At 55.0% G+C, this 19,729-nt stretch carries 16 protein-coding genes, 1 tRNA gene and 2 pseudogenes; 12 read left to right on the top strand and 7 right to left on the bottom strand.

What is annotated here, in order from left to right:
• Positions 1–145: 145 nt before the first annotated feature.
• Positions 146–1,051 carry a formate/nitrite transporter family protein gene (locus AC236I_RS06985; protein ID WP_004865281.1) on the top strand — a complete coding sequence of 302 codons (906 nt, stop codon included), beginning with the start codon at positions 146–148 and terminating at the stop codon, positions 1,049–1,051.
• A gap of 74 nt (positions 1,052–1,125) precedes the next feature.
• Positions 1,126–1,200: transfer RNA gene (locus AC236I_RS06980), tRNA-Arg, on the top strand.
• 436 nt (positions 1,201–1,636) lie between these two features.
• Here AC236I_RS06980 and AC236I_RS06975 read toward each other — a convergent pair.
• Both AC236I_RS06975 and AC236I_RS06970 read right to left on the bottom strand, forming a co-directional pair.
• Positions 1,637–3,019, bottom strand: a pseudogene (locus AC236I_RS06975) (VasL domain-containing protein).
• Between the two features lie 83 nt (positions 3,020–3,102).
• Positions 3,103–3,246: pseudogene (locus AC236I_RS06970) on the bottom strand (type VI secretion system baseplate subunit TssE); the annotation flags it as partial.
• A 455-nt stretch (positions 3,247–3,701) separates the two neighbouring features.
• Here AC236I_RS06970 and AC236I_RS06965 point away from each other — a divergent pair.
• Both AC236I_RS06965 and AC236I_RS06960 read left to right on the top strand, forming a co-directional pair.
• Positions 3,702–4,184: a WbuC family cupin fold metalloprotein gene (locus AC236I_RS06965; protein WP_015583750.1), complete on the top strand. Its 483-nt coding sequence runs from the start codon at positions 3,702–3,704 to the stop codon at positions 4,182–4,184.
• Positions 4,185–4,392: 208 nt separating this feature from the next.
• Positions 4,393–5,193: a MipA/OmpV family protein gene (locus AC236I_RS06960; protein ID WP_004865368.1), complete on the top strand. Its 801-nt coding sequence runs from the start codon at positions 4,393–4,395 to the stop codon at positions 5,191–5,193.
• Positions 5,194–5,203: 10 nt separating this feature from the next.
• Here AC236I_RS06960 and cynR read toward each other — a convergent pair whose 3' ends face one another.
• Positions 5,204–6,103: a transcriptional regulator CynR gene (cynR, locus tag AC236I_RS06955; RefSeq protein ID WP_064359098.1), complete on the bottom strand. Its 900-nt coding sequence runs from the start codon at positions 6,101–6,103 to the stop codon at positions 5,204–5,206.
• A 141-nt stretch (positions 6,104–6,244) separates the two neighbouring features.
• On the opposite strand from cynR, the gene AC236I_RS06950 reads away from it, so the two are divergent.
• The 3 genes from AC236I_RS06950 to ypdK all read left to right on the top strand — a co-directional run bounded on the left by AC236I_RS06950 (position 6,245) and on the right by ypdK (position 8,345).
• Positions 6,245–6,703 carry a nucleoside deaminase gene (locus AC236I_RS06950; protein WP_075808313.1) on the top strand — a complete coding sequence of 153 codons (459 nt, stop codon included), beginning with the start codon at positions 6,245–6,247 and terminating at the stop codon, positions 6,701–6,703.
• Positions 6,700–7,896, top strand: a complete 1,197-nt coding sequence (locus AC236I_RS06945; protein ID WP_064356795.1) for a cyanate transporter — start codon at positions 6,700–6,702, stop codon at positions 7,894–7,896. The genes AC236I_RS06950 and AC236I_RS06945 overlap by 4 nt, the downstream gene beginning before the upstream one ends.
• A gap of 377 nt (positions 7,897–8,273) precedes the next feature.
• On the top strand, positions 8,274–8,345 hold the full coding sequence (gene ypdK, locus AC236I_RS06940; RefSeq protein ID WP_099130696.1) for a membrane protein YpdK: 72 nt from the start codon (positions 8,274–8,276) through the stop codon (positions 8,343–8,345).
• 74 nt (positions 8,346–8,419) lie between these two features.
• Here the strand turns inward: ypdK and alaC are convergent, their stop codons facing one another.
• Complete coding sequence (alaC, locus tag AC236I_RS06935) at positions 8,420–9,658, bottom strand: alanine transaminase (protein WP_004865380.1); 1,239 nt, start codon at positions 9,656–9,658, stop codon at positions 8,420–8,422.
• Between the two features lie 381 nt (positions 9,659–10,039).
• Between alaC and AC236I_RS06930 the strand changes: the two genes are divergently transcribed.
• Entirely contained in the window at positions 10,040–11,737 is a 1,698-nt protein-coding gene (locus AC236I_RS06930) for a sensor histidine kinase (protein ID WP_015583745.1), read from the top strand.
• 11 nt (positions 11,738–11,748) lie between these two features.
• Positions 11,749–12,492 (top strand): LytR/AlgR family response regulator transcription factor, encoded by a 744-nt coding sequence (locus AC236I_RS06925; protein ID WP_015583744.1) that lies wholly within the window; start codon positions 11,749–11,751, stop codon positions 12,490–12,492.
• Between the two features lie 68 nt (positions 12,493–12,560).
• On the opposite strand, the gene glk is transcribed toward AC236I_RS06925, so the two are convergent.
• Positions 12,561–13,526, bottom strand: coding sequence for a glucokinase (gene glk / locus AC236I_RS06920; protein WP_064359101.1), 966 nt, complete (start codon positions 13,524–13,526; stop codon positions 12,561–12,563).
• 264 nt (positions 13,527–13,790) lie between these two features.
• Between glk and AC236I_RS06915 the strand changes: the two genes are divergently transcribed.
• A complete protein-coding gene (locus tag AC236I_RS06915) occupies positions 13,791–15,026 on the top strand; it encodes an ion channel protein (protein ID WP_004865391.1) in 1,236 nt (411 codons plus the stop codon).
• Here AC236I_RS06915 and AC236I_RS06910 read toward each other — a convergent pair.
• On the bottom strand, positions 15,023–16,684 hold the full coding sequence (locus AC236I_RS06910) for an alpha-keto acid decarboxylase family protein (RefSeq protein WP_004865393.1): 1,662 nt from the start codon (positions 16,682–16,684) through the stop codon (positions 15,023–15,025). The two genes, AC236I_RS06915 and AC236I_RS06910, sit on opposite strands and share 4 nt — an antisense overlap.
• Before the next feature lie 177 nt (positions 16,685–16,861).
• Between AC236I_RS06910 and mgrA the strand changes: the two genes are divergently transcribed.
• On the top strand, positions 16,862–17,854 hold the full coding sequence (gene mgrA, locus AC236I_RS06905) for an L-glyceraldehyde 3-phosphate reductase (protein ID WP_004865396.1): 993 nt from the start codon (positions 16,862–16,864) through the stop codon (positions 17,852–17,854).
• 153 nt (positions 17,855–18,007) lie between these two features.
• Entirely contained in the window at positions 18,008–18,358 is a 351-nt protein-coding gene (locus AC236I_RS06900; RefSeq protein ID WP_004865399.1) for a DUF2502 domain-containing protein, read from the top strand.
• 49 nt (positions 18,359–18,407) lie between these two features.
• On the opposite strand, the gene AC236I_RS06895 is transcribed toward AC236I_RS06900, so the two are convergent.
• Positions 18,408–19,646 carry an Nramp family divalent metal transporter gene (locus AC236I_RS06895; RefSeq protein ID WP_071359693.1) on the bottom strand — a complete coding sequence of 413 codons (1,239 nt, stop codon included), beginning with the start codon at positions 19,644–19,646 and terminating at the stop codon, positions 18,408–18,410.
• Positions 19,647–19,729: the final 83 nt, after the last annotated feature.

Raw genomic sequence — 19,729 nt, 5'->3', positions numbered from 1 at the left:
AATTGTTGCGCCCTGATTCTATACATATTTTGCAATATCCGTATTGCTATTCTTGCCATTAGGAAAAATTTAGGAGGTTATCCCGGGCCGGTCGGGTGAAACATCTCTACGCTTATGAGAACGAAAAAATGCAGGAGGAAATGCCATGACGACAGATCCCAAACCTCACGAACGTCCTCATAGCGAAGAGGTGGAGGTTGAAAGCGATGAAAAACAGGATGGCGAACCGATTGAGGTCAACGAGAAGCGCCTGCCCTCACGTGCGATGGCCACCCATGAAGAGATCCGTCAGGAGGGAGAAAAAGAGCTGGAGCGCGATGCCCTTGCTCTTCTGTGGTCAGCGGTAGCCGCCGGCCTGTCGATGGGGGCCTCGATGGTGGCGAAAGGGATTTTCCATGTTCACCTGAGCGAACTTCCCGGTGGTTATTTACTGGAGAATCTGGGCTATACCTTCGGGTTTGTTATTGTCATCATGGCTCGCCAGCAGCTGTTTACCGAGAATACCGTCACCGCGGTATTACCTATCATGCATAAGCCGACGCCCGGGAATATTGGCCTCCTGCTACGTCTATGGGGCGTGGTGCTTATAGGTAACCTGGTCGGTACGGCAATTGCGGCCTGGGCCTTTAATATGATGCCGATTTTTGACGATGCCACCCGCGGCGCGTTCCAGGAGATCAGTTTAAAGGTCATGGAAAATACGCCGTCTGAAATGTTTGCCAATGCGATTATTTCCGGCTGGCTGGTGGCGACCATGGTATGGATGTTTCCCGCCGCCGGCGCGGCCAAAATCGTGGTGATCATTATGATGACCTGGCTGATTGCGCTCGCCGATACCACCCATATCGTTGTCGGCAGCGTTGAGATTTTCTACCTGGTCTTCAACGGCTCGCTGCCCTGGCAAGACTTCATCTGGCCTTTCGCACTGCCGACGCTGGCTGGCAACATTTGCGGCGGCACTTTTATTTTTGCGCTGCTCAGCCACGCGCAGATCCGTAACGACATGAGCAACGACAAAAAGGAGCGGCTCAAGGCGAAAAAACACCCTTAAGTGGCGAGAGTTTAAGCAGTCAACCCATAGATGCTTAACGAACAAGGAAAAAAACGCTATACTCCCGCCGCTTCGTCCCCTTAGTTAAATGGATATAACGAGCCCCTCCTAAGGGCTAGTTGCAGGTTCGATTCCTGCAGGGGACACCATATATACCTCTCCTGACCTCTTTCAGATTCCATCGCCTTCCCTCGTACTCAGGAATCAACCTTCGACGGTGGCTATGGTTCATCAACTGATGTCTACCGGTTTGAGCGTAAAACAATGCGCGTTTGCGGGCCTTAATGTGAGTTTATCCTGTTCAATAAATAGTGAGTCCCTGAAGCTGCTGAATGCACGTCAGGTCGAGACGGCAAAACCTGGAGACAACGCCGGTGAACTCGCTGACGTCGCAGGAATCTATCTCACGATTAACATAACGGCTCAAAGTGCCCGCGCATGAACTCTCTGTTGCTCATACTTACAGACTTGCAAACTGTCGGGCGGTGTAGACCGGAATAGAAGGAAATCGATGTCAGGAAAGAGTCAGTCCCCAGCAGATTGTCTCGCACGAAAATTGAATTAATTTAATGAATAATAAAAATTTTATTTCGATGCCTTCTGTTTTATTTCAGCATAACGGGCAGCCAATTGCTTCGGATGCATCTCCAGTTGAGTCCTGTCCGCAACCGGTAACGATTTGCCAACAGGTGTTTGTGATAATACCCGCGGTTGCTCTTCAGCGGGTATGGATTGATTAAAGGACTGCATGGCGGAAAAGACCACTGATTTCAGCTCACTGACCGTCATATATTTACCCTTTTGCTCATCAAGCCCGTTCAGATTGTTACTCAGTTTCTGTAGCGTCGTCATTCCCTGATACCAGCCATTGAGATTTTCTACCGGCAATGAGGCAGCGCTAAGCTGCTGCTGCCACTGTTGTGTCAGAGATTTAGCCTGCTCCAGCCAAAGCGTCTGAGCCTGTTCCAGAAGCTGCCTGCTCCAGGCGATATTCCAGTCAGGAGGAAGCTTGTCCAGTCGGGCAAGCTGCTGCTGGGTTTGTGTGATAACCACAGGTGATAATGAGGATCGCTGGCGCAGCACATCCAGCTGTGCAGGTGTGAGTGCTGCAGGTAACGGCGCAAGTGAGGCGACGAGCTGAGTCTGAAGTGGGTCAGGCCGCAGCAAGATATGCCAACCCCATACCGTCGCGACGCTGACCACCAGCATGGTGCACAGCCCGGCGGCGAAGGATTTCGTTTTTTTTACCGGCGCGGGTATTGCCGCCTGTACGTCGATATTCTCCTCGGGTTCTGATTGCGCGACATACACCCACTTCCCTGTACTATCCGACGCGATCTCCCCTTCAGGTGGGCAACCGGCAAGGGTGCTCGTTGCCATTCATTACCGTCGCAGACAGCACGATACCGGGCTCAATGGTCACACCAGCGCAACCGGCGGTGTCATCACAGTTTTCCAGCCGGGCGGCATGGTTGTGCATCAGCGTACGCAAGGCATCAAACTGACTCAGGTGTTTAAGTTCCAGGCGCTGTAGCACTACGCAGAGACCGGTAAGCAACTGCTCTGCCCGATATAGCTGGCTGAGGTCGCTGTAATTCAGCAGGAGCGTGCGCATCCGTTGCTGCAGACGCTGACTCAGACCACTGAGGATTTCCATGCGGGCATGTACAGGTGAGGCCAGAGCGCGCCCCACTGATGGCTTATCAGGGCCTCCAGTATTGCCAGTCCGTCATTCAAACCAGCCAATGCGGCCAGATGCGTCCGCGCAAGCGTATACCAGGCAGCCGTTTGCAGTTCAACACTGTTTTGTTCAAATAATGAAAGGCAGAGCTTTTCGGCATATTGCCAGTTCACATCCGGGCGCGCCGGATGGCTCAGCTTACTCAGTTCATCACGCAGGGCGGCATAATCTGGCAAGGTACGCGGATCGCCGCCGGTTTTAATTTTATGTGGAGTCATGTCATTCATAACCGGATATCCATCTGACGTGTCTGAAGCTATGGAGGATTTTTGAGGCACGGCGAATTTTACTGACATGGTGCTATCCGGCCTTACATGCGGGTGGTCGTGTCGAGATATTGCTGGTATTTAAGGTGTTGGAGTAACACTCGTCCTTCGGGCATAAACTCCGTGCGATAGCGCACCAGGCCAATACCTTTGAGTTCGGCATCAATGGCATAGCGCAGTTCACCGGGGATTTCCAGATTAAATCACTCAATTACTCTAAAAATTTAAAACAACAACGACATTAAAATAAGAATAATCCTCAGGCAATGAGAAAAAATCTCACTTTAAAAAGATGAGTTATATAAAACCAGCCATATCTTAGTAAGATAGTTAATTCATAAAATGAATACATTTTATTTTTGCACCGCTGACATAAGATAATAATTATCAGAATTTATGGAAGGTGTCATATATATAAAAAGGAGCAAGCTACGGTCCACCATGATCCAGGAAGTCGCCAAAAGGTCAATGGCGTGGCGGGTTGAATTTGCCACGTGAGACGACGCTTGATGAACCGAAAAACAGTGCGCGCCACTCAGGGGAAATGGATACAATGCGGCGACTGGCTTTCTGCAAAACAGTGCAAAGCTCATTCACGGTAGCGAAACCATTCGCAATCTCGGACCTCACGTCAGGCGGCTAAATGAAATACATCACTTTCAGCGACATGCAACAGCAGAGCGATGCGGCAGCGCGCTCACCTCGTTTGCGTGCACATCGTAATTTTCACCCGGAATTAACCGATCCCGTACAACGTCTGGCGATCGCGATGGAACCGGGCACCTACATTCGCCCTCACCGTCATCCACACACCTTTGAACTGCTGTTAGCTCTCAGCGGGCGCTTTGTGGTACTGACTTTTGATGATCTCGGTTACGTCACTCGCCGCATCGTATTAGGTGAAGAGTGTACGGCGCTAGAGATGGATGCCGGGACCTGGCATGCGGTTCTGTCGCTGGACGCCGGCGGCGTTATTTTTGAGGTCAAACACGGCGGCTATCAGCCGGTTGCTGCCGGGGATTATGTCACCTGGGCACCTGCGGAAGGTGAAGAAGGAACGTTTGAACTGATGGAATGGTATCGTCAGGCTCAGGTTGGCGACGGCGGGCACATTCGCTCACTCTGACCAGGCCGGTTAAAAAACAGTCCGCTGCCGGGACGCGGCGGATTAAGACCTTTATAGCCCATAAAAAACGGTCATTATAAATTTAGAAAAAATAAAAAACTCGCCTACTGACTGACCCGCGCTGGTATATATTCACATTGACAATATTTTATCTGCAAAGCATCTGCGCGTATTAGCGCCATAATCCCTCACCATATTTGGAATCCGGATGAAACCATTTCGCTACCCTGCTGCCACTCTCTGCTCCATGATGCTGTGTTGTTCGCCCGCCAGCGCCGAGGTTGACCTGGGTTCCATCGATATCTTCTCCGCATCGAATCCGAACAGTCCGGTCCCAAAAGGGCTGGTGTTGGGAGCCGCAACGATTAGCGGAACGGCGCGCTACGAGAAGCAAAATAATGAAACTTACTTTATTCCCGGCGGGCTCTACTTCGGCGATCGGTTGATCTATCTCGGCGATCGCGCCCGTTACTATTTTCATATCGACGACAAAGTGGCTTTTTACGGCTATGGCCGCTGGCGATTTGGCAACTTAGATCCCAGCGATAATAGCGCGTTCAAGGGTATGGAGCAGCGAAAAGGCGAGTTTGAAGCCGGTATCGGCACCACGCTGATTACGCCCTATGCGCTGCTGAGCGCCCGTATCAGCTCCGACGTGACGGGGCGCAGCAATGGCCAGGAGCTGCTTTTGTGGGCAGATTTTCCCGTCATCAAAGATAATCTGCTGATCATGCCGGGGATGGGACTGATGATCCGCAGTAGCAATATGGCCAACTACTATTTTGGCGGCGTCTCGGCCAGCGAAGCCACCAGCCAGCGCCCGCAGTGGGATACCGGTACCACCGTCTCACCAATGGCGGCGATTATTACCAGCTACCGTTTCAGCCCCCACTGGGTTGGCATGTTCGCCGCCAACTACGAGCTGTATGATAAAGATATCGCCGACAGCCCCCTCGTTCAGCACAACGGCGAACTGTATGGCATTCTGGCCGTCGGCTATACCTGGTAAGCGGACACTATCACAAGGTTTTCCCACCGCTAAGCTCCCCGGCGATCTGTAATGCCATCGCGCTAAACGCGCGCGCCGCGGCACTCTGCCAGGCCTCTTTGTGCTGCAGCAGGCAAGCCGTTCGCTCCAGCAGCACCGGCATGAGCGTCACCGCCACCAGATCGTCGCGGTCCCGTACGATGGCGGCCGGTAACAGCGTCGCAAGCTGGGTATGTTGAATCACCGTCAGCACCGCGCTGATAGAGTTGGCCTCCATGTGCACCGTTGGCTGAATACCGTGCTGCCGGCAATAGCTGTCGATTTGCCCACGCGTCGCAAACTCCTCGCTCAATAAAATCAACGATTGCTGATTGAGCGCCTCCAGCTTCATACGGCGCTGACCCGCCAGCGGATGATGTCGCCCCACCACCAGCGCCAGCGTTTCGCTGAATAAAGGCGTGGCCACAATATCCCTTGAGCCGCTATCGGCAAAAGCAATCCCGGCATCCAGCTCGTCGTTAAGCAATAACGCTTCCATCCGCTGCTGGGCCATTTCACGCATCGTCAGCGTGATGTTCGGATAACGCTGATAAAAAGCCGCTACCAGCGGCCCCATAAAGTAGGTCGTAAACGTCGGCGTCATCGCCACCCGCAGCGTTCCCCGCTGCAGGTCTTCTACATCCAGCAGCGCTCGTTTACCCTCTTCCAGTTCCTGTAGCACCCGGCGGGCATAAGTGAGCCAGACCTCGCCGGAATCGGTCAAACGAATCTGCCGCCCGCTGCGGTCAAATAACAGGACGCCCAGCAGCTCTTCAAGCTGGCGGATCTGTTGAGAAAGCGCCGGCTGCGAAACATGCAGCGCCGTCGCGGCTCGGGTAAAACTGCGATGTTCCGCAACCGCCAGAAAACAGGTGAGATGGCGTAGCAGCATGGGCACTCCTATAAGTAAAACCAATAGAGTCAATCATAAATAAGTCTTTTAACTTATAAAACAAAATGCGTACTCTGCCCTGTGTACAGCCGTAAAGTTCCTCTTCCCGCAACATATCTGCCTTTCCTCTCCGGAGCCGCTATGTCAGTTCACGATAGTTATCTTCAGCACGCCATCGCCCTCGCCACAGCCAATGTTGAAAACGGCGGGCGTCCGTTTGGCGCGCTCATCGTCCACAGGGGTGATATTGTCGCCCGGGCCGTCAATACCCTGCATCAAAACGGCGATCCGACCGCACATGCCGAACTCAACGCCATTCGCGACGTCTCACAGCATCTGGGCAGCCAGGTGCTCAGCGAGTGCATCATTTATGCCAGCGGTCAGCCCTGCCCGATGTGCCTGAGCGCTATCTATTTGACCGGCATCCGCGAGGTTTATTTCTCCAACAGTAACCGGGATGGCGAGCCCTTCCGGCTCTCCACCGCCGCTATCTACCATCAGCTAAGTCAACCGCTGGAAACGCAATCACTCCCGATTCACCATAGCCCTCAGCCCGAAGGCCTCGCGCTTTATCAGCTGTGGGCGGATAAGCAAAAATGAGCCCGATGTCGCGCAACGGCCTGATGCTTCTGGTGCTGGTACTGATCGGCATCAATATGCGCCCGCTTTTGACCTCCATCGGCCCGCTTCTTCCCCAGCTACAACAGGCCAGCGGAATGGGATTTACCCTCGTTTCGCTACTCACCGCGATCCCGGTTATCGCGATGGGACTCCTGGCGCTGGCAAGTCCGTGGACTCAGCGCCATATCAGCGAAAGTCGCGGGATGGTACTGAGCCTGATGATGATCGCCTCAGGCGCCGTGCTTCGTGAATTCACGCCGCACAGCGGGCTGCTGCTGAGTAGCGCCCTGCTCGGCGGGATCGGAATCGGTATTATTCAGGCGACGATTCCGGCAGTGATAAAGCGTCAGTTTCCCCAGCGAACGCCGCAGGTCATGGGGCTGTGGTCAGCGGCGCTCATGGGCGGCGGAGGCCTGGGAGCCGCGTTGACGCCGTGGCTGGCGCGGCACAGCGCCCTTTGGCATCACGCGCTCGCCTGGTGGGCTCTTCCCGCCATCGCAGCGCTGCTCGGCTGGTGGTCAGTCAGCCGCATGCGACCTGCCGGGCAACATCAGGCCGCACCTCAGGTCAGCGGGTCCGTTTTCCGCCGCCGCCGCGCCTGGACGCTCGGGCTGTACTTCGGTCTGATTAACGGCGGCTACGCCAGTCTGATCGCCTGGCTGCCCCCTTATTACATGCAGTTGGGCTATAGCGCTCAGTTTAGCGGAACCCTGCTGGCCATGATGACCGTAGGCCAGACCGCCGGCGCGTTGCTGATACCGATGCTGGCACGTCACGACGATCGCCGCAGACTATTACTATTGACGCTGGTGCTGCAGCTTATTGGTTTCTGCGGGTTTATCTGGCTGCCGCTACAGCTCCCGCTGCTATGGGCCGTGTGCGGCGGCATAGGATTAGGCGGCGCATTCCCGTTGTGCCTGGTCCTGGCGCTCGATCACGCCCGCCATCCGGCGATTGCAGGCCGACTGGTGGCCTTTATGCAGGGCATCGGTTTTATGCTGGCCGGCGCCTCCCCGTGGTTGTCGGGTCTGCTGCGAAGCCTGAGCGGCAATTATGTGCTGGACTGGGCGTTTCATGCCGTCTGCGTCGCTGCTCTGATGGGCGTCACCCTGCGTTTTGTACCGGCACGCTATCCGCAGGCCTGGCACCGGCCTGAACGCGCCGCCGATTAAGCCCGAATGTTGCGCCGCGGGAGAGCGTTTCCCGCAGCGCATCGTTGGCATCGCCAGGAGAATAAATCCCAAAATCAAACAGCTATCGCATCACGGCGGCAACGGCGAAAAGCCGTCGCCAGAATGGAATTTATTACCGAATGAAATTAATGTGTCGCCGAATCACGACACTCGTAAGTAACTAAAAATTAATAAAAAAATGCCCCTTGTTTCCCTCATTTTTTAGGCGTACATTAGCGCCATCTGGAGCAGTTACAGCACAGAATTTCGACCTGCCGCGGCCGCCGGAATCCTCTGGTTTTGCTGCGACGGATCAGAATCAACAATGAAGATTAAATTCATTTAGGCGTTTCGCCGAGAACGCGGAGTGATGAGTCGTGAAATACTTTATTATGGGCGTATCTTTTATGGTCATCGTTTGGGCCGGTACTTTTGCCCTGATGATTTAAGCACAGCCAGAGTCAAAAAAAACGGGAGCCAGCGGCTCCCGTTTTTTGTTGCTGCGTTTCTTTATTTCGCGCCGTTATTCGAGGCTTTCGCCGGCTGACTTGCCCGATGCTGGCAACAGCCCGTCGGCACGAAACATCGATTTGATCCCGCGAATGGCCTGGCGGATACGATCGCGATTTTCGATAAGCGCAAAACGCACATGGGTATCCCCGTAATCGCCGAAGCCGATACCCGGCGAAACGCATACTTTCGCGTCCTGCAGCAGCTTTTTCGCAAACTCCAGAGAGCCCAGCGCCGCATACTGCTCGGGGATCTTCGCCCAAACGTACATGGATGCCTTCGGACACTCGACCATCCAGCCTGCTTCGTGCAGCCCTTTAACCAGCACATCGCGACGGCGCTTGTACTGCTCGGCGATATCGCGAACGCACTGCTGGTCGCCTTCCAGCGCCGCAATTGCCGCGACCTGCAATGGAGTGAAGGTGCCATAATCGTGATAGCTTTTAATACGCGCCAAGGCATTGACCAGCGTTTTATTACCGACCATGAAGCCGATACGCCAGCCGGCCATGTTGTAGCTTTTGGAGAGGGTAAAGAACTCCACGGCCACATCGCGCGCGCCGGGGACTTCCATAATCGAAGGGGCCTTCCAGCCATCATAAACGATATCGGCATAGGCCAGATCGTGTACCACCAGCACATCGTAACGCTTGGCCAGCGCGACCACTTTTTCAAAGAATTCCAGTTCGACGCACTGCGCGGTCGGATTGGACGGGAAACCGAGGATCATCATTTTCGGTTTCGGGTAGCTTTCACGAATCGCCCGCTCCAGCTCATTGAAGAAATCAACGCCTTCCACCAGCGGCACTGAACGCACCTGCGCCCCGGCAATAACCGCGCCATAGATATGGATCGGGTAGCTTGGATTGGGCACCAGCACCGTGTCGCCATGATCCAGCGTCGCCAGCATCAGATGCGCCAGCCCCTCTTTTGAGCCAATTGTAACAATCGCTTCCGATTCCGGATCGATCTCAACGTTATAGCGATCCTGATACCAGCGCGAAATGGCGCGGCGCAGGCGAGGAATACCGCGGGAGGTGGAGTAGCCGTGCGTATCGGGCCGCTGGGCAACGGTGCAAAGTTTTTCCACGATATGCGGCGGCGTCGCGCCGTCCGGGTTGCCCATGCTGAAATCAATAATATCTTCACCGCGCCGACGCGCAGCCATTTTCAGTTCAGCAGTAATATTAAAAACGTAAGGGGGCAGACGATCGATACGCGTAAAACGGCGTTCAGGACTGGATGCAGTCATAGATTCCTCAGAGTAACGTTAGCGCCCGGACCGTCCGAGCGACGCTGTCGCGTTTGCGACGAGCTTAGAAAATAACCCGAAAAAAATGATGCTGTCGAGGGGGTGAGAAAAAAATAATCGTCGGCGAAAAAAGCGGGCATCTGCATCATGGCATGCAGCGGCAGAGGTCCTCGATTTAGCCGGTACGAAAATTAGATGCAACATATTAATATCTATTAGTTTACCTGTTTTTATCATTCACCCTCCGCTCATCAGGTTGACACCGGCCCGGCGATCAATCCCCTTTTTTTAGTATGACTTTTCCCTATTCGACGCTTCGGCTGGCCTTCTGCCGCGAGGTTTTTTATCATGTTGCTTTCCCGCGATAGACACGGCGCACCCATGCACGAAATATTCACAATGCTGCTGGCGGTTTTTGACCGCGCGGCACTCATGTTGATTTGCCTTTTTTTCCTTATCCGTCTGCGCCTGTTTCGCGAGCTACTGCATAAATCTGCACATACGCCGAAAGAGCTGCTGGCGGTTATCGCCATTTTTTCCCTGTTTGCGCTGTTCAGTACCTGGTCTGGCGTGCCGGTAGAGGGTTCTCTGGTCAACGTGCGGATTATCGCGGTGATGTCCGGGGGAATTCTGTTTGGCCCCTGGGTCGGAGCTATCGTTGGGGTGATTGCCGGCGTTCATCGCTATCTTATTGATATCGATGGTGTAACCGCTATCCCCTGCTTTATCACCAGTATTGTCGCCGGGTTGTTGTCAGGGCTGATTAATCGCAAAGTGCCGAAAGCTCAGCGCTGGAAGATCGGGATTCTCGCCGGGATGCTCTGCGAAACCTTAACCATGATCCTCGTGGTCTTTTGGGCACCGTCGTTTTCGCTGGGCATTGATATCGTCTCCAAAATCGGCATCCCGATGATCCTCGGCAGCGTCTGTATCGGCTTTATCGTGCTACTGGTCCAGAGCGTCGAGGGTGAAAAGGAGGCCAGCGCCGCGCGCCAGGCAAAACTGGCGCTGGATATCGCCAACAAAACGCTGCCGCTCTTCCGTCATGTGAACAGCGAATCCCTGCGCCAGGTGTGCGACATTATTCGCCGCGATATCAATGCCGACGCGGTGGCCATCACCACTACCGATCGGGTTCTGGCCTACGTCGGGTTTGGCGAAAGCAACTATCACGATAGTGATAATGACATCAGCCCCACCACGCGCCAGGCTATCGAGAGTGGGAAAATCATTATTAAAAACAATGATGAGGCCTACAGAACGCCGGAGATTCACTCCATGCTGGTCATTCCGCTACGGGAGAAAGGCGTGGTGACCGGTACGCTGAAAATTTATTACTGCCATGCCCACCGCATCACCTCGTCCCTGCAGGAGATGGCCGTCGGCCTGTCGCAAATCATCTCTACTCAGCTGGAGGTCTCGCGGGCAGAACAGCTGCGTGAAATGGCCAACAAGGCCGAGCTGCGCGCCCTACAGAGCAAAATCAACCCGCACTTTCTCTTTAACGCCCTCAATGCGATTTCATCCTCGATCCGCATGAATCCGGATACCGCCCGTCAGCTCATTTTTAATTTGTCGCGCTATTTACGCTATAACATTGAATTAAAAGACGACGAACAGATTGATATCAAAAGAGAGCTGTACCAAATCAAGGATTATATTGCCATCGAACAGGCGCGCTTCGGCGACAAGCTGACCGTCATCTACGACATCGACGATGAGGTCAGCTGCGTGATACCGAGCCTGCTGATTCAGCCGCTGGTGGAAAATGCCATTGTCCACGGGATCCAGCCGTGCAAAGGCAAAGGCGTCGTCACCCTCGGCATCAACGAGTGTGGTAATCGGGTGCGGATTAGCGTTCGCGATACCGGGAATGGTATCGATCCTGCCGTGGTCGCGCGGGTAGAGGCGGATGAAATGCCGGGTAATAAGATCGGCCTGCTCAACGTCCACCATCGGGTAAAATTGCTGTATGGCGAAGGACTCCATATCCGCCGCATGAATCCGGGAACGGAAATTGCGTTCTACGTGCCTAACAAGCTTGCTTCCCAGACCACTCCGGTGTCTCTGTTGCCATGAACGGAGAAAAAATGAAAGTCATCATAGTTGAAGACGAGTTCCCGGCGCAGCAGGAGCTCACGTGGTTAATTAACACCCACAGCCAGATGGAGATTGTCGGGACGTTCGACGACGGGCTGGACGTGCTGAAGTTCCTGCAGCACAACAAGGTTGATGCCATTTTTCTCGACATCAACATCCCTTCTCTGGACGGCGTTCTGCTGGCGCAGAATATCAGCCAGTTCGCGCATAAACCGTTTATTGTATTTATCACCGCGTGGAAAGAGCACGCGGTAGAGGCATTTGAACTGGAAGCATTTGACTACATTCTGAAGCCGTATCAGGAATCACGCATCATTAACATGCTGCAAAAACTGGCCAGCGCCTGGCAACTACAGCAGCAGACAGGCAGCCAGACCGGGACGGCTGCCAATCCGCAGCGGGAAAATGACACGATCAATCTCATTAAAGATGAGCGAATTATCGTGACCAGTATTCACGATATTTACTATGCGGAAGCCCACGAAAAAATGACCTTTGTCTACACCCGACGGGAATCATTCGTGATGCCAATGAACATTACGGAGTTTTGCGGCAAGCTGCCGCCCGCACACTTCTTCCGCTGCCACCGCTCATACTGCGTTAACCTGAATAAAATTCGCGAGATTGAACCCTGGTTCAACAACACCTATATTCTGCGCTTACGCGATCTGGAGTTTCAGGTGCCGGTCAGCCGCAGCAAGGTCAAAGAATTTCGCCAGCTCATGCATCTGTAGCAGGGGTATGCCGAAGAGAGTAGCCCGCCCGCGCACGATTGCGCCGGAACGGGCTGGCTATGACAAGATTAGAGAATCTGTCCGAGCGTCTGGCGCAGATGCGCCCCGGAACCCAGCAGGCCCGGATTATCGTGCACGATCAGGTAGACCGGAATATCCTGGACGAAGGCTTTAAAGCGCCCCTTGTCTTCAAACCCGCCGCGGAAACCGGAAGCTTTAAAGAACTCCAGGAAGCGCGGGACGATGCCGCCAGCAATATACACGCCGCCGAAGGTGGCCAGCGTCAGCGCCAGGTTGCCGCCAAAGCGTCCCATAATCACGCAGAACAGCGACAGCGCACGACGGCAATCGATACAGGTGTCAGCCAGCGCGCGTTCGGTCACATCTTTCGGCTGGAGGTTTTCCGGCAGGCGGCCGTCTGATTTCACTATCGCCCGATACAGATTAACCAGCCCCGGGCCGGATAACACACGCTCGGCCGACACATGCCCCAGCTCAGCGCGCAGCTCTTCGAGGATAATCCCCTCTTCTTCGCTGTTCGGCGCAAAATCAACGTGCCCCCCTTCCCCCGGCAGACTCACCCAGCGTTTGTCGACATGCACCAGATGCGCAACGCCCAGGCCGGTTCCTGCGCCGTAGACGGCGATAGGTTTTCCCTCTACCGGCGTCGTGCCGCCAAACTGAATCAGATGCTCAGCTTTCAGCATCGGGATCGCCATCGATACCGCAGTAAAATCGTTGATGATCTCCAGATGTGAGAACCCGAGGTTCTTTTTCATCTCTGCGATGGAAAAGGCCCACGTATGGTTGGTCATTGCCACCCAGTCACCGGTGATCGGACAGGCGATGGCGATGCAACCGTCTTCAACCTCAACGCCCTGCTCGTCAAGATAGACGCGGACAACGGCTTCAAGACTGGGGTAATCGAGCCCGGAATAGGTTTTTGCCCGGGAAATCTCCCCGCTTGCAATATCACATAATGCCAGTCGGGCATTGGTTCCGCCGACGTCTCCTACTAAAGCAAATTTTGTCATTCCGTTACGGCTCCACTAAAGTCAAAATGATTCTTTTGGCACACTGTAAATTCATGATGCCTTAACAACAACGACCAACGTATAAGTGCCCACAGTTTAGCGACCTATGTCACATTTAGGTTGTAATCTGTGCAAAATGATTGTCAACGCACTGCGGGATCGTCAGGCATAGCCATCAGTTTATCGTTTCAGCACCATTTGCATCGACGCCCCTCAGAGGCACGGGCAAAATCGTGCTTCACGACCTTTAAAAGGAAATGTTTCATGCTGCATCCGCGCGCCAGAACGATGCTGTTGTTATCGATACCCGCCGTGATTATAGGTATCGCTTCCAGCCTGGTATTGATTGTGACGATGAAGATTGCGGCCATATTGCAGCATGTTATCTGGTCCAGCGTGCCGTTGAGTTTAGGCATCGAGGCCAGCGGGCAGGTGTGGACTATCGCCGTACTCACGCTAACCGGCATCGCCGTGGGACTGGTGGTCCGTTTCAGCCCAGGACATGCCGGGCCGGACCCGGCCACCGAATCATTAATTGGCGCGCCCATCAGTACCGGCGCGCTGCCGGGTCTGGTCGCAGCACTCGTATTAGGTCTCGCGGGCGGCGTCAGCCTTGGGCCGGAACATCCCATAATGGTAATGAATATCGCCCTTGCGGTGGCAATCGGCTCTCGTCTGTTTCCCCGCGTCAGTTCGCTGGACTGGACCATTCTTGCCGCCTCCGGCACGATCGGCGCGCTGTTTGGCACCCCGGTGGCCGCCGCGTTAATTTTTTCGCAAACCCTCAACAGCAGTAACGATGTGCCGCTGTGGGATCGCTTGTTCGCCCCCCTGCTGGCGGCAGCGGCGGGCGCCCTGACGACGGATCTGTTCTTCCATCCTCATTTCTCGTTGCCCATCCCCGTTTATCCGCAAATGCATTTCGTTGATATCATAAGCGGCGCTATCGTCACGCTTATCGCCATTGCCGTAGGCATGGTGGCCGTCTGGTGCTTACCGCGGCTACATGCGTTGATGAACCGCCTGAAAAATCCGGTGCTGACGCTGGGTCTCGGCGGTCTGCTGCTGGGGATTCTCGGCGCTGCTGGCGGACATATAACGCTGTTTAAAGGCCTGGAGGAGATGCAGCAAATCGCCTTAAGCCAGACCCTGACGGCCGGCGACTTTTTACTGATTGCGCTGGTGAAGCTGGCGGCGCTGGTGATCGCCGCCGCCAGTGGTTTTCGCGGCGGGCGAATATTCCCCGCGGTCTTCGTCGGCGTGGCGCTCGGCTTTATGCTGCACGCCCATGTCGATGCCGTTCCGGCCGCTATCACGGTCTCCTGCGCTATCCTGGGCATGACTCTGGTGGTAACCCGCGATGGCTGGCTCAGCCTGTTTATGGCGGCGGTCGTCGTACCGGATACGACGCTGCTACCGCTGCTGTGTATCGTGATGCTCCCGGCCTGGCTGCTGTTGGCCGGGAAGCCGATGATGATAGCCAGGCGACGAAACGACTAGACGCGGCTGTTTCTCTCTTCCAGAGCCTGGGTTACCGCGCGCAGGAAGTCAGGAATATCCATTTTGGGCAGCATAACCTCCACCAGCGTCAGCTTATCGGAGCCAATACTGTCGGCCATCGCCTCTTCAAGCTCTTCCGTCCGCGTCACGCGCCAGCATCGGGAAGGAACATTGGGGGCGAAGGCTCCCGGCAAACGGTTCCAGTCCCACAGCGCAATATCGTTGTAACGCTGCTCCGGACCGTGAATCGCTCGTTCAACCGTATACCCCTCGTTATTAAGCAGCAGGATCAGCGGGTTCTGTTTATCGCGTAGCATCGACCCCAGTTCCTGAATCGTCAGCTGAGCTGCCCCATCGCCCACTATCAGCACAACCCGCCTGCCCGGCGCTGCGGTTTGGGCACCGTAGGCGGCCGGTAAGGTAAATCCTATCGATCCCCACAGCGGCTGGACCAGCAGGGTGGCATCTGAGGGAAGCTTGAGCGCGGCAACGCCGAAAGCCGCGGTTCCCTGATCGGCAAGAATAATATCCCCGGGACGCAGCTGCTCCTGTACGGTACTCCAGAAACTTCCCTGCGTAAGGCTACCGCCCGTCACGCTTTCCACCTCCGGCGCAGAGCAGTCTGGCAACCGCCACTCTGCTGACAGACCGGCGGACAGAATCATTAACTCATTAAGGGCTTGATCCATCGGAATACGGCTGAACCAGTGGTCGCCCACTCTGACGGCAAAAGGCTGAATTTCAATCGTGCGTTCAAGGGGTAAATGCTGGGTAAATCCGGCAGTGATGGTGTCGGTGAAGCGGGTACCCACGCAGATGATCGTATCGGCGTTTTCAATTGCCTCACGCGTTTGCGGCGCGCTGGCGATACCGCTATAGGTGCCGACAAAACCAGGCTGCTGTTCATCAAACAACCCTTTTCCCATCAGCATCGTGGCACAGGCAATCGGTGTTTTCGCCACCCACATCCGTAGCGTATCCTGCAGGCCATAGCGCTGGGCAAGGAAATCCGCCAGCAATGATACCTGCCGACTGCTGCGCAGCATCTGCCCGGCATGTTCACGAAACCCGGCCAGCTGATTCTCATCCGCAGGCGGCCCTTCGATCGCCAGACGACGAGCCGGCGGCGTCGCTTTTGCTTTCGCCACATCGGCAGGTAACATCAGATAACCGGGGCGATGGTGGGTAAGCATCTCGCTCAGCACGCGATCGATTTCGTGGCAGGCATTCCCCGCCGTCAACGTCGCCTGCGTGCAGGTGATCTGCTCGCTCATCCGCGCGAAGTGCGTGAAGTCGCCATCTCCCAGCGTATGGTGCAGCAGTTCTCCGCGCTGCTGGGCGCCGGTGCCCGGCGCACCGACGATATGTAGCACCGGAATATGTTCCGCATAGCTGCCGGCCACGCCGTTAAGGGCGCTCAGCTCGCCGACGCCATAGGTCGTCAGCAGCGCCCCGGCGCCTTTAATGCGCGCATATCCGTCGGCAGCATAGGCCGCATTCAGCTCATTCGCACAGCCAACCCATCCCAACGCTTCGTGCGCGATGACGCGGTCGAGGAATTGTAAATTGTAATCTCCAGGTACGCCAAACAAGCGGTCTATGCCGCAATCTACGAGACGATCCAGCAGATAATCGCCAATGGTGTAAGTCGGTTGCATCTCCATACTCCTCTTCCCGTTGCAGGTGATCTGAGTATTGAATAAGCGATCCAACTGTCCAGATAGCGGTCAATAATCGGGGTGGAAAGCAAAATTTACGCCTTTGAAGTGTGTACTCCGCGCTGAACATTCTTTAGTGTAAACGTATACACAACCTGTTCTATCTGCGGAGGAAGTATGGTTTACCAGGCAAATGCGGCACGATATCAAACGATGGAATACCGCCGTTGTGGCCGGAGCGGATTAAAGCTACCGGCCATTTCACTCGGCCTCTGGCACAATTTTGGCGACGAAACGCGGGTGGAAACCAGCCGTCAGCTGCTGCGACATGCCTTTGATCTTGGCATAACCCATTTTGATTTAGCCAACAATTACGGGCCGCCTCCCGGCTCGGCGGAAAGCAATTTCGGCCGCATCCTGCGGGAGGACTTTTTACCCTGGCGCGATGAACTGATTATCTCCAGTAAAGCCGGTTACACCATGTGGGACGGCCCCTATGGCGACTGGGGATCGCGTAAATACCTGGTCGCCAGTCTCGATCAAAGCCTGAAGCGGATGGGGCTGGAGTACGTTGATATCTTCTATCATCACCGCCCGGATCCCGAAACACCGTTACAGGAAACGATGCGTGCGCTGGACCATCTCGTGCGCCAGGGCAAGGCCCTGTATGTCGGGCTTTCCAACTATCCGCTTGAGCAGGCTGCCGAAGCGGTACGCATCCTCAATGACCTCGGGACACCGTGTCTGATTCATCAGCCTAAATATTCCATGCTCGAACGCTGGGTTGAGGACGGACTGCTTGATTTTCTGCAGACTGAAGGGGTGGGAAGCATCGCGTTTTCACCGCTGGCTGGTGGTCAACTCACCGACCGCTATTTACAGGGTATTCCGGCAGACTCCCGCGCCGCCAGCGGCAGCCGCTTCCTGCAAGCGGAGCAGTTAACCGAGGCGAAGCTCGAGAAGGTTCGTCAACTGAACGCGCTGGCCGCGGCCCGCGGGCAAAAGCTCTCACAGATGGCTCTGGCCTGGGTTTTACGGGAAGAGAAAGTGACTTCAGTACTGATTGGCGCCAGCAAAACCACACAGCTTGATGATGCCGTGGGGATGCTGGCGAATCGCCATTTCGGCACCGAAGAGTGTGCGGCAATTGACGCCATCCTTGCGGCGTAAACTCAATTTTACTTTAGCAAAAAGTGCTCTTATCCGCGATTTAGGAGTTCATCCAATGCTGCGGGGCTTTACCGCCCCGTACTATCACGTTAACAGGCCCAATGAGCGCCAATATCATCCGGCGCTCAGGCCCCGATCGTGAAGGAGAAGAGTATGTTCAGGTCACTGATTCTGGCTGCGGTGCTTTTGGCCACAGCGCCACTGGTTGCAAATGCCGGAGAGATCACCCTGCTGCCATCTGTAAAATTACAAATAGGCGATCGTGATAATTACGGTAACTACTGGGACGGTGGTGGCTGGCGCGACCGTGATTACTGGCGTCGTCACTATGAATGGCGCGATAACCGCTGGCGTCATCACGATAACGGCTGGCATCGCGGCTGGGATAAACGTAAAGCCTACGAACGTGGCTATCGCGAAGGCTGGAACGACCGCGATGACCGACGCGGCGGCTGGGGACGAGGGCCAGGCGGCGGTCGCGGCCACGGTCATGGCCATCATTAATCAAAAAGGGGAGCCAGATGGCTCCCCTTTTTCATGGCTATCGACATGATTACAGTCCGAAAATCGTACCGACCAGTAGCCAACCATTAAGCAACACCACAACGCCGACAATCACCCACCCCGTCCGTTTCACCCACAGGGTATTGACCAAATCGCCCATCAGCTGCGAATTACTGGTGAAAATCAGCAGCGGGACCAGCGCCAGGGCGATGCCAAAGCTCAGCAGCACCTGACTCATCACCAGAATTCTCGTCGGGTCCAGTCCCATCATAATGACAATAAACGAAGGCAGCATCGTTACCGCACGACGAAACCACAGCGGAATATGGAAACGAATAAAGCCCTGCATGACGACCTGTCCTGCCAGTGTTCCCACCACCGTCGATGACAACCCGGCGGCCACCAGACTGAGGCCAAAAATGGTGGCGGCCGCGTGGCTCAACAGCGGTTCCAGCGTCAAATAGGCCTGATCCAGGTCGGCAATCCCCGTGTGGCCGTTAAAGTGAAATGCGGCGGCGGCGGTGGCCATCATCGCCAGGTTGACAAACCCGGCAATGGTCATCGCAATCGCAACGTCCCAGCGGGTGGCGTGATAACGCTCTTTTCGCGTACCGTCGTGCAGATTCTGCGTTAACGACGAGTGTAAATAGATGACGTGTGGCATGATCGTCGCGCCGAGCACACCGGCGGCAAGGAACACGGCTTCACCGTTCGGCAAACTCGGGACGACCATCCCTTTCGCCAGCGGCGCCAGCGCCGGTTGCGAGAAAATCAGTTCCACAATGTAGGCCGCAGCAACAAACAGCAGTAAACCACCGATCGCTTTTTCCAGCGGCTTTTGTCCGCGACGCTGCAGCATCAGGATTAAGAAGGTGGCAATCCCGGTTAATATTGCGCCCTGCAGTAACGACACGCCAAGAATCAGCTTAAAGCCAATGGCTGCCCCAATAAATTCGGCGAGGTCGGTCGCCATGGCGATAATTTCCGCCTGCACCCAGTAAAACCACACCACCGGACGCGGATAGTGATCGCGAATCTGTTCCGCCAGGTTCTTACCCGTAGCAATCCCGAGTTTTGCCGATAGCACCTGAATCAGCATCGCCATCAGATTTGCCCATACCACTACCCACAGCAGCTGATAGCCGAAGCTGGCGCCCGCCTGAATATTGGTGGCGAAGTTGCCGGGATCGATATATCCAATGGCAGCAATGAACGCAGGCCCCATCAAAGCGAGCTTCATCTTGCGCGCTGCGCGACCGCTGCTATTCTCAACGCGACTGCTAGTCATTTTCTGCCTCTGAAATATAGCCTTTGCTATGTTTTATGTTATCAAAATGCGAATGATTATCAAGTTCATTTAGGAAGATGATC

Source organism: Klebsiella sp. Sb-30, assembly GCF_057652795.1.
The sequence above is the reverse complement of the archived record's forward strand: the minus strand, read 5'-3'. Positions and strand labels throughout refer to the sequence as shown.